General features: G+C 72.4%; 12 protein-coding genes and 1 pseudogene. 3 read left to right on the top strand and 10 right to left on the bottom strand.

All coding sequences use genetic code 11. The features are described 5' to 3' along the window. Nucleotides 1-83: 83 nt before the first annotated feature. Together ACLFMI_RS01465 and ACLFMI_RS01460 are read left to right on the top strand one after the other, a co-directional pair. Nucleotides 84-926 (top strand): peptidylprolyl isomerase, encoded by an 843-nt coding sequence (locus ACLFMI_RS01465; protein ID WP_410945852.1) that lies wholly within the window; start codon nt 84-86, stop codon nt 924-926. 224 nt (nt 927-1150) lie between these two features. Continuing rightward, nucleotides 1151-1408: a hypothetical protein gene (locus ACLFMI_RS01460; protein ID WP_410945851.1), complete on the top strand. Its 258-nt coding sequence runs from the start codon at nt 1151-1153 to the stop codon at nt 1406-1408. Between the two features lie 19 nt (nt 1409-1427). Here the strand turns inward: ACLFMI_RS01460 and ACLFMI_RS01455 are convergent, their stop codons facing one another. The 8 genes and pseudogenes from ACLFMI_RS01455 to ruvC all read right to left on the bottom strand — a co-directional run. Then, the gene (locus tag ACLFMI_RS01455; RefSeq protein ID WP_410945941.1) at nt 1428-3716 is read right to left on the bottom strand and encodes a RelA/SpoT family protein; all 2289 of its coding nucleotides are present in this window, start codon (nt 3714-3716) and stop codon (nt 1428-1430) included. Between the two features lie 203 nt (nt 3717-3919). Next, nucleotides 3920-4480, bottom strand: coding sequence for an adenine phosphoribosyltransferase (locus ACLFMI_RS01450; RefSeq protein WP_458788570.1), 561 nt, complete (start codon nt 4478-4480; stop codon nt 3920-3922). 11 nt (nt 4481-4491) lie between these two features. Continuing rightward, nucleotides 4492-5670 (bottom strand): protein translocase subunit SecF, encoded by a 1179-nt coding sequence (gene secF / locus ACLFMI_RS01445; RefSeq protein ID WP_410945850.1) that lies wholly within the window; start codon nt 5668-5670, stop codon nt 4492-4494. Further along, nucleotides 5667-7433, bottom strand: coding sequence for a protein translocase subunit SecD (gene secD / locus ACLFMI_RS01440; RefSeq protein ID WP_410945849.1), 1767 nt, complete (start codon nt 7431-7433; stop codon nt 5667-5669). The genes secF and secD overlap by 4 nt, the downstream gene beginning before the upstream one ends. Nucleotides 7434-7508: 75 nt before the next feature. Next, complete coding sequence (yajC, locus tag ACLFMI_RS01435) at nt 7509-7922, bottom strand: preprotein translocase subunit YajC (RefSeq protein ID WP_410945848.1); 414 nt, start codon at nt 7920-7922, stop codon at nt 7509-7511. A gap of 374 nt (nt 7923-8296) precedes the next feature. Further along, a complete protein-coding gene (ruvB, locus tag ACLFMI_RS01430) occupies nt 8297-9319 on the bottom strand; it encodes a Holliday junction branch migration DNA helicase RuvB (RefSeq protein ID WP_410945939.1) in 1023 nt (340 codons plus the stop codon). A gap of 86 nt (nt 9320-9405) precedes the next feature. Next, nucleotides 9406-10023 (bottom strand): Holliday junction branch migration protein RuvA, encoded by a 618-nt coding sequence (gene ruvA, locus ACLFMI_RS01425; RefSeq protein WP_410945847.1) that lies wholly within the window; start codon nt 10021-10023, stop codon nt 9406-9408. Between the two features lie 143 nt (nt 10024-10166). Next, a pseudogene (ruvC, locus tag ACLFMI_RS01420) lies at nt 10167-10802 on the bottom strand (crossover junction endodeoxyribonuclease RuvC); the annotation flags it as partial. A 79-nt stretch (nt 10803-10881) separates the two neighbouring features. Here ruvC and ACLFMI_RS01415 point away from each other — a divergent pair. After that, a complete protein-coding gene (locus ACLFMI_RS01415; protein ID WP_410945846.1) occupies nt 10882-11016 on the top strand; it encodes a hypothetical protein in 135 nt (44 codons plus the stop codon). Nucleotides 11017-11201: 185 nt separating this feature from the next. On the opposite strand, the gene ACLFMI_RS01410 is transcribed toward ACLFMI_RS01415, so the two are convergent. Beyond that, on the bottom strand, nt 11202-12671 hold the full coding sequence (locus tag ACLFMI_RS01410; RefSeq protein WP_410945845.1) for an Nramp family divalent metal transporter: 1470 nt from the start codon (nt 12669-12671) through the stop codon (nt 11202-11204). Nucleotides 12672-12795: 124 nt separating this feature from the next. Then, nucleotides 12796-15615, bottom strand: coding sequence for a DNA polymerase I (polA, locus tag ACLFMI_RS01405; RefSeq protein ID WP_410945844.1), 2820 nt, complete (start codon nt 15613-15615; stop codon nt 12796-12798). Between the last annotated feature and the right edge of the window lie 72 nt (nt 15616-15687).

Here is a 15687-nt window from a genome sequence, read left to right as displayed (position 1 = left end):
GAACCGGTGTCTCTCAGGATGTCTCTCAGGTGGCCCCGCTACCCTCGCCACGCGTACGGGTGATCGACAGGGGAAGAGACACGGTGGCGACGAACGAGCAGCGCCGGGAGGCGGCCAAGCGCAAGCTGGCCGCGCAGCAGGAGCACCGGTCGGAGCGGGCGGCGAAGCGCAAGCGCACCACGACGATCGCCGCGATCGGGACGGTCGTCGTGGTCGTCCTGGCGGTGGCCGGGTTCTACGCGGTCACCGCCGCCTGGAGCGGTAGCGACGACCCGGCGGCGGGCGGGGACAGCGCCGCCGCCGGCCCGGACACCTCCGGCCTGCCCACCGTCCCGCTGCCGCAGCGCCCGACCGCGCTGCCGGCGTCGGTGGACTGCAGCTACCCGGCGTCGCCGGAGCAGGCGTCCACACCGGTGAACCCGCCTGCCGACGGCCCGGTCCCCGCCGAGGGCACGGTGCCGGCCACGCTCACCACCAGCGCCGGGCCGATCGACCTGACGCTGGACCGCGCGCTCGCCCCGTGCACCGTGAACAGCTTCACGAACCTGATCCAGCAGGACTACTTCAACGGCACCTCGTGCCACCGGATGACCACCAGCCCGGGCCTGCAGGTGCTGCAGTGCGGGGACCCGACCGGCCGCGGCAGCGGCGGGCCCGGCTACTCGTTCGCCGACGAGGTGTTCCCGGAGCTCACCTACGGCCGGGGGCTGCTCGCCATGGCCAACGCCGGTCCGGACACCAACGGCAGCCAGTTCTTCATGATCTACGGCGACGCCGAGCTGCCGCCGAACTACACCGTGTTCGGCTCGATCGGGCCGGAGGGCCTGAAGACCCTGGACGCCGTCGCGCGGGCGGGCGAGTCCACCGGGTCCGGCGACGGGACCCCGAACACCCCGGTCGAGATCCAGGGCGTCGCCACCGGCTGACGCGGTGCCGGGGTCCTGCCGGCCGTCACGCGGGCACCGCGCCCCCGAACGGCGCGCCCGGCACCGATGAGAACGCGCTGCGGGGGCTGTCCCTACTGTGTCCGGCGGGTTGAGCCGGGGCACGGTAGGGGCGGCTCGCTGGTCCGGGCGGCTCCTCCGGAACATCGTTGAACGGTCCGACCGACCGGCACGCTCGGAGACACGCACGGAGAGGAGCAGCGATCATGACCACCTCGGTTCTCGCACCACCAAGGGTCCTCGCCCCGCTGAGCAACCGGGACCGTGCGGTGCTGCGGGCGATCGCCGCGGACCGCTGCACCGTCACCGACGACGCGTGCCACTCGCTGACGATCGACGGCCGGTGCTTCTGCGACCAGTTCGCCGGCGTGCGGCTGGCCGACGCCGGGCTCGTGGAGGCGTCCGGCCCGGCGCCGTTGCGGCCGCACCTCACCGACACGGGCCGCTCGCTGCTCGCCGCGTGACCCGCGGCGCGGGCCGGCGCTATGCGGCGCTGGTGACCCGGTAGACGTCGTAGACGCCCTCGATGTTGCGCACCGCCTGCAGCACGTGCCCGAGGTGTTTCGGGTCGCCCATCTCGAACGAGAACCGGGAGACCGCCACCCGGTCCCGCGACGTCGTCGTGGAGGCCGAGAGGATGTTGACCTTCTCGTCGGCCAGCACCTTCGTCACGTCGGACAGCAGCCGGTGCCGGTCCAGGGCCTCGACCTGGATCGCGACCAGGAACACCGACTCCGGCGAGACCGACCAGGTGACGTCGACCAGCCGCTCCTCGCGGGTGGTCAGGTCACCGGCGTTGGTGCAGTCGGTGCGGTGCACGCTGATCCCGCCGCCGCGGGTGACGAAGCCGAGGATCTCGTCGCCGGGCACCGGGGTGCAGCACCGCGCGAGCTTGACGTAGAGGTCGCCCATCGTGTTGCCGTCCATGTCCTGCACGACGACACCGGCGTCCCCGGACGGCCTGCGGTGTCGGACGGTGGACGGCGTGCCCCGCTCGGCGAGCTCCTCCTCGGCCTCCTCCTCGCCGCCGAACCAGGCCACCAGCCGGTGCACGACGTGCTGGGCGCTGGTCTGGTGCTCGCCGACCGCGGCGTAGAGCGCCGAGACGTCGGAGTAGTGCAGCTCGCGGGCGATCGCGGACATGGCGTCCCCGGAGATCAGCCGCTGCAACGGCATCCCGGTGCGACGGGCCTCCCGGGTGATCGCCTCCTTGCCCTCCTCGACGGCCTCCTCGCGGCGCTCCTTGGCGAACCACTGCTTGATCTTCGCCTTGGCCCGCGGGGACTTCGCGAGGGACAGCCAGTCCCGGCTCGGTCCGGCGTCCTCGGCCTTGGAGGTGAAGATCTCGACGACGTCACCGGAGGACAGCTGGCGCTCCAGCGCGACGAGCTTGCCGTTGACCCGCGACCCGATGCAGCGGTGCCCGACCTCGGTGTGCACCGCGTAGGCCAGGTCGATCGGGGTGGAGCCGGTCGGCAGGGTGACGACGTCACCCTTCGGCGTGAAGACGAAGATCTCCCGGGCGGCCAGGTCGAACCGCAGCGAGTCGAGGAACTCGCCCGGGTCGGCGGCCTCGCGCTGCCAGTCGAGCAGCTGGCGCATCCACGCCATCTCCTCGACCTCGACCTCCCGGCCCCCGCCGCCACGGACCTCCTTGTAGCGCCAGTGCGCGGCGATGCCGTACTCGGCCGTGCGGTGCATCGCCCGGGTGCGGATCTGCACCTCCAGCGGCTTGCCGTCCGGCCCGATCACCGTCGTGTGCAGCGACTGGTAGACCCCGAACCGCGGCTGGGCGATGTAGTCCTTGAACCGGCCGGGCATCGGCTGCCACAACGCGTGCACCATGCCGATCGCGGCATAGCAGTCCCGCACCTCGTCGACCAGCACCCGGACGCCGATCAGGTCGTGGATGTCGTCGAAGTCGCGGCCCTTGACGATCATCTTCCGGTAGATCGAGTAGTAGTGCTTCGGCCGTCCCTCGACGGTCGCCGCGATCCGGGCCGACTCCAGCTGCTGGTTCACCTCGTCGATGACCTGGCGCAGGTAGGTGTCCCGGGACGGAGCCCGATCGGCCACCAGCCGGACGATCTCCTGGTACTTCTTCGGCTGCAGGATCGCGAACGACAGGTCCTCCAGCTCCAGCTTCACCGTGGCCATGCCGAGCCGGTGCGCGAGCGGGGCGAAGACCTCCAGGGTCTCGTTCGCCTTCTTGACCTGCTTCTCCGGCCGCAGGAAGCGCATCGTGCGCATGTTGTGCAGCCGGTCCGACAGCTTGATCACCAGCACCCGCGGGTCGCGGGCCATCGCGACGACCATCTTGCGGATCGTCTCGGCCTCCGCTGCGTTGCCGAACTCGACCTTGTCCAGCTTGGTGACGCCGTCGACCAGGTGCGCGACCTCATCGCCGAACTCGGCGCGCAGCCGTTCCAGCGAGTAGTCGGTGTCCTCGACGGTGTCGTGCAGCAGCGCCGCGACCAGCGTCGTGGTGTCCATGCCCAGCTCGGCCAGGATCGTGGAGACGGCGAGCGGGTGCGTGATGTACGGGTCACCGGACTTGCGGGCCTGGCCGTCGTGCTTGTCCTCGGCCACGTCGTAGGCCCGTTGCAGCAGCACCAGGTCGGCCTTCGGGTGCAACGAGCGGTGCACCGCGGCGAGCGGCTCCAGGACCGGCTTGACGATCGCGACCCGCTGCGGGGTCATCCGGCGCGCGATCCGGGCCCGGACCCGCCGGGTGGCCGACGGGCGGGCGGGCTCGTCGTCCCCCGGCGTCATCGGTCGCGTGGCGGGGTGCGTGCTCGACGGGGCCGTGCTGGTGGAAGCGCTGCCCGTACGGTCGACCTCGGTCACCGCACCTCCTGCTCATGCCGGCCTGCGGATCTCTCACCCGCGAGGATAGTCCTCGGCCCCGTCACCGGCCGGGCGGCCGGTGCGCGGGGCCGATCTCAGCGCCCCGATACGCGTTCCGCGAGCTTCTCTCACGCCCTCAGCAGCGCGTCCACCCGCAGGTCGCCCAGCTTCGACCGGCCGTCCAGCCCGGTCAGCTCCAGCAGCGTCCCGAAGCCGACGACCTCGGCACCGGCATCGGCGAGCAGCGCGCAGGCCGCGGCGGCGGTGCCGCCGGTGGCCAGCACGTCGTCGACGACGTAGACCGAGGTTCCCGGTTCGACCACCCCGGCCGGCAGCTCCAGCGTGGCGCTGCCGTACTCGAGGTCGTAGGTGCGTGAGGCCGCGACGGCGGGCAGCTTCCCGGCCTTGCGCACCGGGGCGGTGCCGACGCCGACGACCAGCGCGACCGCGGCGCCGAGCAGGAACCCGCGGGCCTCGACGCCGACGACCAGGTCGGCCGCGCCGGCAGCTGCGGCCAGCTCGGTGGTCACGGTCGCGAAGGCGGCGCCGTCTGCGAGCACCGGCGTGACGTCCCGGAACAGCACGCCGGGCTGCGGGTAGTCCGGGACCGACCGGACCAGCTCGGCCACCCGCAGCAGGTCCTCGGCGGACTCGTCGGCGATGCCCGGGCCGGGCCGGATGCCGTTCACCTCACCGACGGTCACCGGCGACGCCGCCCGGTCTTGCCGGTGGGCCGGACGCCCGGGCGCGGCGGCGCCGGCGCGGTCCGCGACGGCGTGGCGGGTACCGCGGCCGCGGCGCCGACCGCGGTGTCGTCCTCGGTGTCGTCCTCGGCCGGGGCCTCCCCGTTCCGGACGGCGGCGCTCCGGGCCCGGCGGGCGGCGACCCGATCGGCCTGCTCGCGGATCCGCCGGTCCCGCAGCTTGATGTCCACCAGCAGCGGGGTGGCCAGGAACAGCGAGGAGACGACGCCGGTGAGCATGCCGATGAGCTGCACGATCGCCAGGTCGGCCAGGGTGCCGACGCCGAGCAGCCCGACGCCGATCACCAGCAGGCCGAGCACCGGCAGGATCGCGATCACCGAGGTGTTCAGCGACCGCATCAGCGTCTGGTTCAGCGCCAGGTTCGCGGCCTCGGCGTAGGTGCGCCGGGTCAGCTTCAGCAGGCCGCGGGTGTTCTCCCGGACCTTGTCGAACACCACCACGGTGTCGTACAGCGAGAACCCGAGGATCGTCAGAAGCCCGATCACCGTGGACGGCGTGACCTCCAGGCCGATGATCGAGTACACCCCGGCCGTGACGACGACGTCGCTGACCAGCGCGACCAGCGACGCCAGCGCCATCGCCCGCTCGAAGTAGAGCGCGAGGAACAGGGTCACCAGCACGAGGAACACCGCGAGCGCGATCAGCGCCTGGGTCGTGACCTCGCCACCCCACGTCCCGGAGACCAGCGAGTCGCTGATGGCGGCCGGGTTCGGGACCCCGCCCGCCCCTAGCGGTTGCAGCTGGGTGAACAGCTGGTCGCGCAGCGGGACGATCTGGTCCGGGCCCAGTGCCTCGGAGCGCACCAGGATCGACGCGGAGTCGCCGGTGCCGACCGACTGCACGGTCTCCGGCGCCGTCCCGATCACGCCGTTGTAGATCTCCTCGACCTGCTGGGTGGTGATCGCGCCGTTGACGCCGGTGGCCGGCATCTGGATCTGGGACCCGCCGGTGAAGTCGATGCCCAGGTTGAACCCGCGGAGCACCAGCGACAGCACGCACACCAGGAGCACCACGCCGAACCCGATGTACCAGGTCTTCCGCCGGCCGACGACGTCGACCTGGGCGGTTCCGGTGGTCAGCCGGGTCCAGCCGGACATCCGCTCGGGGGTGCTCATGCGCCGCCTCCCTTCCCGCTGGTGGCCTTGCGACCCACGGCCGGGGCCGCCCGCCGGTTCCGCGACCCGATCCGGTCGACCGCGCCCAGGCCGGACAGGCCGGGGCTCCCGAGCCGTTTCGACCGCGAGATCAACACGACCAGCGGGAACGTGACCAGGAAGACCACCACCAGGTCGAGCACGGTGGACATGCCCAGGGTGAAGGCGAACCCGCGCACCTCACCGATGGCCAGGGTGTAGAGCACGGCGGCGGCCAGGAAGCTGACCGCGTCCGCGGTGAGGATCGTGCGTCTCGCCCGTTCCCAGCTGCGTGGGACGGCCGAGCGGAACGTGCGGCCCTCCCGCATCTCGTCCTTGAGCCGTTCGAAGAAGATCACGAACGAGTCGGCGGTGATGCCGATGGCGATGATGAACCCGGCGACGCCTGCCAGGTCCAGGGTGAACCCGATCCACCGTCCGAGCAGGATCAGCACGGCGTAGACGACCAGGGCCGACAGGGCCAGCGAGAGGATCGTCAGCACGCCGAGCAACCGGTAGTAGAACAGGCAGTAGGCGAACACCAGCGCCAGTCCGACCGCGCCGGCGACCAGTCCGGCCTCCAGCGAGGCCAGCCCCAGCGACGCCGACACCGTCTGCGCGGATCCCGAGTCGAACGCCAGCGGTAGCGAGCCGTAGCGCAGGGTCTGGGCGAGGTCCTGGGCGCGTTCCTGATTGAACTGCCCGGAGATCTGGGTCTGCCCGTAGATCGGCTGGTTGATGCTCGGGGCGGAGACGACGTCACCGTCCAGCACGAACGCGACGTTCTTGCCGATGTTCTGCGACGTGTACTGGCCCCAGGTCTCGGCACCGGCCGACTTGAAGGTCAGGCTCACCACCCAGCCGCCACCGTTCGGGTCCTGCTGGGCCTGCGCCGAGTCGATCTCGGTGCCCTCGATGAACGACGGGGCGAGCACGTACTTGGTCGAACCATCCTCGGAGCAGGTGACCAGCGGACGGGTCGGGTCGTCGTAGCCCTGCAGCGGGTCCTGCCCGGAGCAGTCCAGCGCCAGCAGCGCCTGCGCCTGGGTGGCCGGGTCGGCGCTCTGCCGCTGCTCGCGCAGCTGGTTCACCTCGGCGGCGACCCGCGGGTCGGACGGCGACGGGGCGGCGCCGCCCCCGCCGGGCGGTGGTGCCGGTGGGGGTGGCGGATCCTGCGCGGGGTCCGCGAGCGGGGTCGTCTGCGCGACCGGGGCGACGGCGCGGCTCTGCCCGGCCGGGTCGCCGAGCCCCCGCGGCTGTCCCTGGGACTGGCTCTGCGGCTCGGTGCCCGGTTGCGGCGCGGGCTGGGCCGGCGCGGGCTGGCCGGGCTGCGCAGGCTGGCCCGCGGCCTGGTTGGCCGGGATCGGACCCTGGATCACCTCGCGGAACCGCAGCTGCGCGGTCTGCCCGAGCGACCGGGCCTGCTCGCCCTCGTCGCCGGGCACCGTGATCACGATGTTGCTGCCGTCCAGCTGGACCTCGGCGCCGCTGACACCGAGCCCGTTCACCCGCTGTTCGATGATCTGCTCGGCCTGGACCAGCTGGTCACGCGGCGGCGGCTGATCGTCGGTGGTGCGGGCGGTCAGCGTGACGCGGGTGCCACCCTGCAGGTCGATCCCCAGCTTCGGCGCGAGGTTCCCGCCCCCGGTGAACAACACCAGGGAGTACAGGATGACGCAGATGCCGAGGAAGGCCGTCAGGTAGCGCCAGGGGCGGATGCGCTGCTGCCCCGACGACGTTGCCACGTGTTCGTTCTCCCGATCCGGCTCGCGCGACGGTCGCGGCCGGCCTCAGATGCCGGCCGCCGACCGCCGGGTGCCTCAGTGAATGGTCGGCTTGCTCTCCGACGACGGCTTCTCCGACGAGGAGTTCGCCGACGACGAGTCCGCCTCGTCAGACGCGGAGGACTGCTCCTGCTCGTCGGACGCACCGGCCTCCGGCGCGACCTTCTCCCGGACCGCGGCGCGCAGCCAGGTCGTGACCACGCCCTCCGCGATCTCCAGGTCGATCGTGTCCTCGTACGACGCGTCGACGATCGTGCCGCGCAGGCCGGACGTGGTGACGACGACGTCGCCGTCCTCCAGCGCCGACTGCATCTCCTGGGTCTCCTTCATCTGCCTGCGCTGCTTGCGGCCGTTCAGGAACAGCGGCACGAACAGCAGCAGGATGATCAGGAAGGGCAGCAGGGACAGCAGGCTGGATCCACCGGCCTCCTGCGCAAGGATCGTGTCCATCTCGCGGTTTCTCCGTCTCGTTTCGTCGTGGTCGAGTGTGCCAGCCGGGACCGACACCTCTCGGCGGCCCCCGTCCGGCGGGCCGGCCGCTCGTCGCAGTACAGCGGGCCGAACGGTCGGGCCGGAACCCGACCCGCGAGTTAACGAGACGGATGCCCGGATCGTTCCGGCGGGGCCGCGCATGTCACGACCCGCCGACCGACACATCGCGCGGCGTCCGGCGCGTTGTGCGCGGTGTGCGGGCCCCAGGATGCCTCGCCGAGCGCCCCGAGTCCGCCCGATCCATTCGGTCTGTCCGGATCCTCCCATGCAGCCGGCTCGCCGGGCCTGCCGGCCGACCGATCGACCGATCGTCGAGCGCCGTCCGCTCCTGATCAGAACAGTGAGGGCAGACCGGCCGGGCCGTCGGTCGGTGGGGTGAGGCCCAGATGGGTCCAGGCCAGCGGCGTCGCGACCCGCCCGCGCGGGGTGCGGGCGAGCATCCCGGCCCGCACCAGGTAGGGCTCGCAGACCTCCTCGACGGTCCCGGCCTCCTCCCCCACCGCGACGGCGAGCGTGGAGATGCCGACCGGGCCACCGTGGAACGAGCGGACCAGCGCGGTCAGCACGGCGCGGTCGAGCCGGTCCAGCCCGAGCTCGTCGACGTCGTAGACGGCCAGCGCGTCCCGGGCCACCTCACGATGGATCACACCGTCCGCACGCACCTCGGCGAAGTCCCGGACCCGGCGCAGCAGCCGGTTCGCCACCCGCGGGGTGCCCCGGCAGCGGCCGGCGATCTCCGTCGCACCGTCCGGGCGCAGGTCGATGCCGAGGATCCCGGCCGCCCGGTGCAGCACCTGCTCCAGCTCGGCCGGCTCGTAGAACTCCATGTGCCCGGTGAACCCGAACCGGTCACGCAGCGGGCCGGTCAGCGAACCCGCCCTGGTGGTCGCCCCGACCAGGGTGAACGGCGCGACGTCGAGCGGGATCGAGGTCGCGCCCGGCCCCTTGCCGACGACGACGTCCACCCGGAAGTCCTCCATCGCCAGGTAGAGCATCTCCTCGGCGGGCCGCGCGGTCCGGTGGATCTCGTCGATGAACAGCACGTCGCCGGGGACCAGGTTGGACAGCATCGCGGCCAGGTCCCCGGCCCGTTCGAGGGCGGGTCCCGAGGTCAGCCGGATCGCGGCACCCAGCTCCTGGGCGACGATCATGGCGAGGCTGGTCTTGCCCAGTCCGGGCGGGCCGGAGAGCAGAATGTGGTCCGGCGGGTCACCGCGCCGGCGGGCGCCCTCGAGCACCAGGTCGAGCTGCTCACGGACCCGGGGCTGGCCGACGAACTCGCGCAGCGAGCGGGGCCGCAGCGAGGCCTCGAAGTCGAGGTCCTCCGGGTGCACGACGGCGTCGACCTCCCGCAGGTCACCGTCCCCGAGCCCGCCACCGGCCGCGCCGCCGACCTCGCCGCCGGCTCCGCCGTCGAACCCGCCGCCGGCCGCGCCGGAGCTCACCGGGACCGGCCCAGCGCGGACAGCGCGGTGCGCAGCAGCACCCGCGCGTCGGTGTCCGGCGCCTCGGCCAGCACGCCGTCGACGGCCTGCTCGGCCGGCTTCTGGGTGAACCCGAGCCCGAGCAGCGCCTCCACGACCTGGTCCCGGACCCCGAGCACCGGGGTCGGCGCTCCCCCGCCCGCGCCGGCCGGGGCACCGGCAGGCACCGCGGCCGGCGCCGTCACCTTGTCCCGCAGCTCGACGACCAGTCGCTCGGCACTCTTGCGCCCCACACCCGGGATCCGGGTCAGCACCGCGAGGTCACCGTCGGCGAGCGCCCGGCGCAGGGTGTCCGGTTCCAGCACCGCGATGGTCGCCAGCGCCAGCCGCGGGCCGATCCCGGAGACGGTCTGCAGCAGCAGGAACAGCTCGCGTTCCTCGGTGTCGGCGAAGCCGAACAGAGTCAGCGACTCCTCCCGCACGACCAGCGTGGTCGCGAGCCGGGTCTCCTCGCCGCGGCGCAGCCCGCCCAGCGTGGCCGGGGTCGCGTACACGGCCATCCCGACCCCGCCGACCTCGACGACCACGTGGTCCAGCCCGATCTCCAGGACCGGCCCGCGCACCGAGTGGATCACTGTCCGGCCCCCTTCCCGGAGGAGCTCGTTCGAGGCGGGACGCTACCGGGCGCCCCCGACGGTCCCGGCGGCCGCGTGCCGCCTGCGGTCCGCACGGCACCCTGCCCGGCGCGCGCCGCCCACTCCGCGGCGGTCCCGGGCGCCCGGTCCGCCCCACCGGCGCCGTGCGCGGCACGGGCCGCCGCCCACTGCTCCGCCGCCGTGGGGACCGCGCCGCCCTGGGCCGCACGGGCCTCGGCGAGCCGGGCCCGATGCACCGCGGCCAGTTCCTCGGCACGGGCCTGCGCCTCCGCCATCCGGTCCAGCATCGGCGAGCGCCAGCAGTGGCAGATCGCCAGCGCGAGCGCGTCCGCGGCATCGGCGGGCTTCGGCGGGGTCTCCAGCCCGAGCACCCGGGTCACCATCGCCGTCACCTGGGCCTTGCCCGCCCGGCCCTGGCCGGTCACCGCGGCCTTGACCTCGCTCGGGGTGTGGAACGCGACCGGCAGCCCGGCCCGCGCGGCCACCAGCGCGACCACCCCGCTGGCCTGCGCGGTGCCCATCACGGTGCGGACGTTGTGCTGGCTGAACACCCGCTCGACGGCGATCACGTCCGGCCGGTGCCGCGTGACCCAGCGCTCCACCTCGTCGGCCACCGCGAGCAACCGGCGCTCCAGCGGCACGTCGGAACCGCTGCGCACCACGCCGACGTCGACGAAGCCGACCGACCGGCCGGCACCCGACTCGACGACCCCGATCCCGCACCGGGTCAGTCCGGGGTCGACCCCGAGCACCCGCACCCGCGTCACCCCTCCCGCACGCCTGTTCGATCGGGCACGGTACCGGGCGGCCCGCGGCGCCCCGGCCGGGGCGCGCCGGGTGGACGCCCCCGATCGTGCGCGGCCCGGATGGCAGGGTGCGCGCGCGTCGTGGTTCCTGCGGGTGCTCGCCCTCGTCTGGACGGCCGTCCGGCTGAACGTGCTGGTGGGCGCCTGGACGATCGAACGACGCTGATGTATCGCTCACCGGTCAAACGGCCCCCCGCGCGTGGTCACCCGAGCAACCCGACCGCCCACGCGACGGCGGTCAGCACGACGAAGATCGAGAGTCCGAGCAGCATGGTGAGCCAGAGCCTGCGGACCGTTCCGGGCATCGTCGTTCACCTCCCCAGCGCCGCGGGTCACGGCGCACCCGGCCGGCTACGCCAGCGATGCCGGCCCCGCGCTGACCATCTGGTAGATCAGGAACACCGAGAAGGCGATGTAGAACAGGGCGATCACGATCATCACCGGCAGCCGCCAGCCCTTGAGCTTGGCGAACTCCGGCAGGACCTTCCGGTTGAGCAGGATGAGCAGCACGGAGTAGAAGGCCATCACGAAGCCCCCGCCGGCCGCCGAGATGACCAGCAGCACGACGGGTTCGATCCCGGTCCAGATGATCCCCGAACCGACGACGATCATGATCCACACCACGCTGATGTAGATCTTGCTCTCGCTCCAGAAGGTGCTCCGCTTCAGGAACGTCACCTTCAGCGAGTCCCCGGCGAGCCGGCTCACGTAGTCCACCACGCCGATGTTCGTGGACAGCAACATGAGGAACCCGGCGAGGTAGAAGGCCGTCGTGAACCACGGGGCGATGAGCTCGCCCAGCGCCTGGCCCTCCGCCCGGAGGAACGCCAGCCCGTCGTCCAGTCCGGAGTCGACGCCCACGGTCGAGTAGACCAGCACCGAGAAGGAGACCAGCAGCAGCGCCCCGATGAACCAGAACGTGAGGAGCTGTTCCCGGTTCGCGATGCTCCACCACTGCCGCCAGCGCCGTTCGTTCTCCTCGGTCGGGCGGACCATGTAGCCCAGCGACGGTTCGGCCACCTCCTGTCCGGTGACCGGGGAGACGATGTTGGGGATCCTGATCCCCATCCCCATCCCCTTGTCCCGGACGTAGTTGCTCTGCACCAGGTTGTTCGCCCCACCGGCGCCCGCGAAGACGATGGCGCCGAACAGCGACGCCGCACCCAGCTGGCCGACGATGCCGGGGAGGCCGGCCACCCCCTGCGGGATCTCCGTGACGACGCCCGCCCAGGCACTGCCCTCGGTGGCCACCACGATCGCCACCACGGCGAAGACCAGGATCAGGCCGACCATCACGCCCTCGGTCTTCTCCAGCGTCTGGTAGATGATCGGCGACACCGTGATCGCCAACCCGATCGAGACGAGGAAGATCGTGGCGATGATCGGGACCGTCGACTCGTCGAGGTCGAAGATGAACGTGAACACGGTGGCGCCGCTCGAGGCCCACCCCGGCCAGAGGTTCGGCAGGATGGCGCCCAGCACGAAGATGACGCCCCACGGGAGCCACAGCCGGGAGAACCCGGTCACCGCGGTCTCGCCGGTGACCAGCGTGTAGCGCTCGATCTCCATGTTCAGGAAGTACTGCATCGTGATGCCGACGACGGCGAGCCAGACGATCCCCACCCCGACCTGGGTCGTGATGTAGGGCCACAGGACCAGCTCGCCGGAACCGAGCGCGGTGGCGGTGAGGATCACGCTGGCCCCGAGATAGCGACGCAGTCCTCGTGGCTCGGGAAGGTCGGCGTAGGGCACCGCCGGGAGGTGACGGCTGGGGAGCTCGGTGGCCATCTCGGTGCTGCTCGGCCTGACGTCGTCAGCCATCCGCCACACTCCCAGCGTCGTCGCTCGGCATCGTTGCTCGGCAAACGTGGCGCGAAGTGTAACAGCGGGTGACGATCTCCGGGGCGTCGTCGCCCGGACGGGCCCGGGCGACGACGCGGGGGACTCAGTGGGCCGCGGCGTCCCAGCTGCGGCCGTAGCCGACCGACACCTCCAGCGGCACCGACAGCTCCGCCGCGGCAGCCATCTCCCGGCGCACCAGCGCCTCCAGCGCGTCCCGCTCCCCGTCGGCGACCTCGAGCACCAGCTCGTCGTGCACCTGCAGCAGCATCCGGCTGCGCAGACCCTCGGAGTACAGCGCCCGGTGCACGCCGAGCATCGCGACCTTGATGATGTCCGCGGCCGAGCCCTGGATCGGGGCGTTCAGCGCCATCCGCTCGGCCATCTCCCGGCGCTGCCGGTTGTCGCTGGTCAGGTCGGGCAGGTAGCGGCGGCGGCCGAGGATGGTGGCCGTGTAGCCGTCCTTGCGGGCCTGGTCGACGACGCCGGCGAGGTAGTCGCGCACCCCGCCGAACCCGGCGAAGTAGTCGTCCATCATGCCCTTGGCCTCGTCGGTGGAGATCCGCAGCTGGCCGGACAGCCCGTACGCCGAGAGGCCGTAGGCCAGCCCGTAGTTCATCGCCTTGATCTTGGCGCGCTGCTCCACGCTCACCTCCCCGGCGTCCACCCCGAAGACCCGGGCGGCGGTCTCGGCGTGGAAGTCGTGCTGCGAACGGAACGCCTCGATCAGCGCCGCGTCCTCGGACAGGTGCGCCATGATCCGCATCTCGATCTGGCTGTAGTCCGCGGTGAGCAGCTCGCGGTACCCGGACCCGACCACGAAGGCGTCCCGGATCCGGCGCCCGGCCGCGGTCCGGATCGGCACGTTCTGCAGGTTCGGGTCGGTCGAGGACAGCCGCCCGGTGGCCGCGATCGTCTGCGAGTAGGTGGTGTGGATCCGGCCGTCGTCGGCCACGGACTTGATCAACCCGTCGACCGTGACCTTCAGCCGGGTCGCGTCCCGGTGCAGCAGCAGGTGCTGCAGGAAGGGGTGCTCGGTCTGCTCGAACAAGCTCTGCAGCGCGTCCGCGTCGGTGGTGTAACCGGTCTTGGTGCGCTTGGTCTTGGGCATGTTCAGCTCGTCGAACAGCACCACCTGCAGCTGCTTCGGCGACCCGAGGTTGATCTCCTTGTCGATCACCGCGTAGGCATCCTGCGCGGCCTGGCGGACCTGCGCGCCGAAGTCGGACTCCAGCCCGGCCAGGGTGTCGGAGTCCACGCCGATCCCGGCCGCCTCGCAGTCGGCCAGCACGAACGCCAGCGGCAGCTCCAGGTCAGCCAGCAGCTCGCTGCCGCCGCGCTCGGCCAGCTCGGTGTCCAGCGCCTCGGCCAGCTCGGCGATCGCCGACGCGGCCAGCATCTCCTGCTGCGCCGCCTGCTGGTCGGCCTCGTCCTCACCCCCGAGCAGCGACAGCTGGCCGTCCGCCGGCTCCTCGGTGCGGAGCTCCCGGCGCAGGTAGCGCAGCGCCAGGTCGGCCAGGTCGAACGTCCGCTGCCCCGGCCGGGCCAGGTAGGCCGCCAGCGCGGTGTCGCTGGTCAGCCCGTCCAGCGACCAGCCGCGGGCGCGCAGCGCGTGCAGCACCGGCTTGACGTCGTGCGCGGCCTTCGGCACCGACGGGTCGGCCAGCCAGCCGCCCAGCGCCGCCTCGTCGTCCGGGTTGAGACCGGCCAGGGCCAGGTACCCGGCCTGCGGGACCCCCGCGGCCGCGCCCGCCGCGCGCTGCTCCACGGTCGGCTCGCCGACCGCGAGCGCGATGCCGGTGACGTCCCGGGCCGCGACCGGCCCGGTGACCCCGGCGAAGCTCAGCGCGACCCGGCGGCCGTCGGTGGCGTGCGCGTCCAGCCAAGCACGCACCCCGCCGGGCTCGATCACCGCGCCGGCGACCTCGAAGCCCGAGTCGGCCTCCGGCTCGGCGCTCTGCAGCGTGGCGAACAACCGCTCGCGCAGCACCCGGAACTCCAGCTCGTCGAACAGCCGGTGCACCGCGTCCCGGTCCCACGGCCGGACCTCCAGCTGTCCGGGCGCGGAGCCCAGGTCGACGTCCCGCACCAGCTCGGTGAGCTGGCGGTTCAGCAGCACGTTGGCCAGGTTCGCGCGCAGCGCGTCACCGGCCTTGCCCTTCACCTCGTCCACCCGGTCGGACAGGTCCGCGAGCGAGCCGAACTCGCGCACCCACTTGGCGGCGGTCTTCTCCCCCACGCCGGGGATCGAGGGCAGGTTGTCCGACGGGTCGCCGCGCAGAGCCGCGAAGTCCGGGTACTGGGTCGGGCTCAGCCCGTACCGCTTGTCCACCTCGGCCGGGTCGATCCGGCCCAGGTCGGACACGCCGCGCTTCGGGTAGAGCACCGTGATGTTGTCGGTGACCAGCTGGAACGCGTCCCGGTCGCCGGTGGTGATGAGCACCCCGTAGCCCTCGGCCTCGGCCTCGGTGGCCAGCGTGGCGATCAGGTCGTCCGCCTCGTAACCCTCGACCGCGAACACCGGGATGTTCAGCGCGCCGAGAACCTCCTTGATCAGGTCGATCTGGCCGCGGAAGTCGTCCGGCGTGGTGGTGCGGTTCGCCTTGTACTCGGCGAACCGCTCCGAGCGGAACGTCTTGCGGGAGACGTCGAAGGCCACCGCCAGATGCGTCGGCTCCTCGTCGCGCAGCAGATTGATCAGCATCGAGGTGAAGCCGTAGACCGCGTTCGTGGTCTGCCCGGTTCCGGTGCGGAAGTTCTCCGCGGGCAGCGCGAAGAACGCCCGGTAGGCCAGCGAGTGGCCGTCGAGCAGCAGCAGCCGCGGACGGTCGGGCTTCGTCGCCGCGTCCTGCTTCCCGGTGGGCTGCTTCCCGGTGGGCTGCTTCCCGGTGGACTTCGAGGAGGCGGTCTGGGTGGCGGGGCTCATCGGCGGCGAGTCTAGAACCGACCCCCGACAACTAACGCGGCCGCGCCCCGATGGGACGCGGCCGCGGTGGAT

The sequence above is a fragment of the Pseudonocardia nantongensis genome (assembly GCF_046546495.1).
GTDB lineage: Bacteria > Actinomycetota > Actinomycetes > Mycobacteriales > Pseudonocardiaceae > Pseudonocardia > Pseudonocardia nantongensis.
Note: the sequence above shows the minus strand (reverse complement) of the source record. Positions and strands in the feature narration are given on the sequence as shown.

Coding starts and splice junctions, on each gene's coding strand:
- ACLFMI_RS01460 (WP_410945851.1), top strand. CDS start 1,151: ATGACCACCTCGGTTCTCGCACCACCAAGGGTCCTCGCCCCGCTGAGC.
- ACLFMI_RS01455 (WP_410945941.1), bottom strand. CDS start 3,716: ATGACGCCGGGGGACGACGAGCCCGCCCGCCCGTCGGCCACCCGGCGG.
- secF (WP_410945850.1), bottom strand. CDS start 5,670: ATGAGCACCCCCGAGCGGATGTCCGGCTGGACCCGGCTGACCACCGGA.
- yajC (WP_410945848.1), bottom strand. CDS start 7,922: ATGGACACGATCCTTGCGCAGGAGGCCGGTGGATCCAGCCTGCTGTCC.
- ACLFMI_RS01410 (WP_410945845.1), bottom strand. CDS start 12,671: ATGGCTGACGACGTCAGGCCGAGCAGCACCGAGATGGCCACCGAGCTC.
- polA (WP_410945844.1), bottom strand. CDS start 15,615: ATGAGCCCCGCCACCCAGACCGCCTCCTCGAAGTCCACCGGGAAGCAG.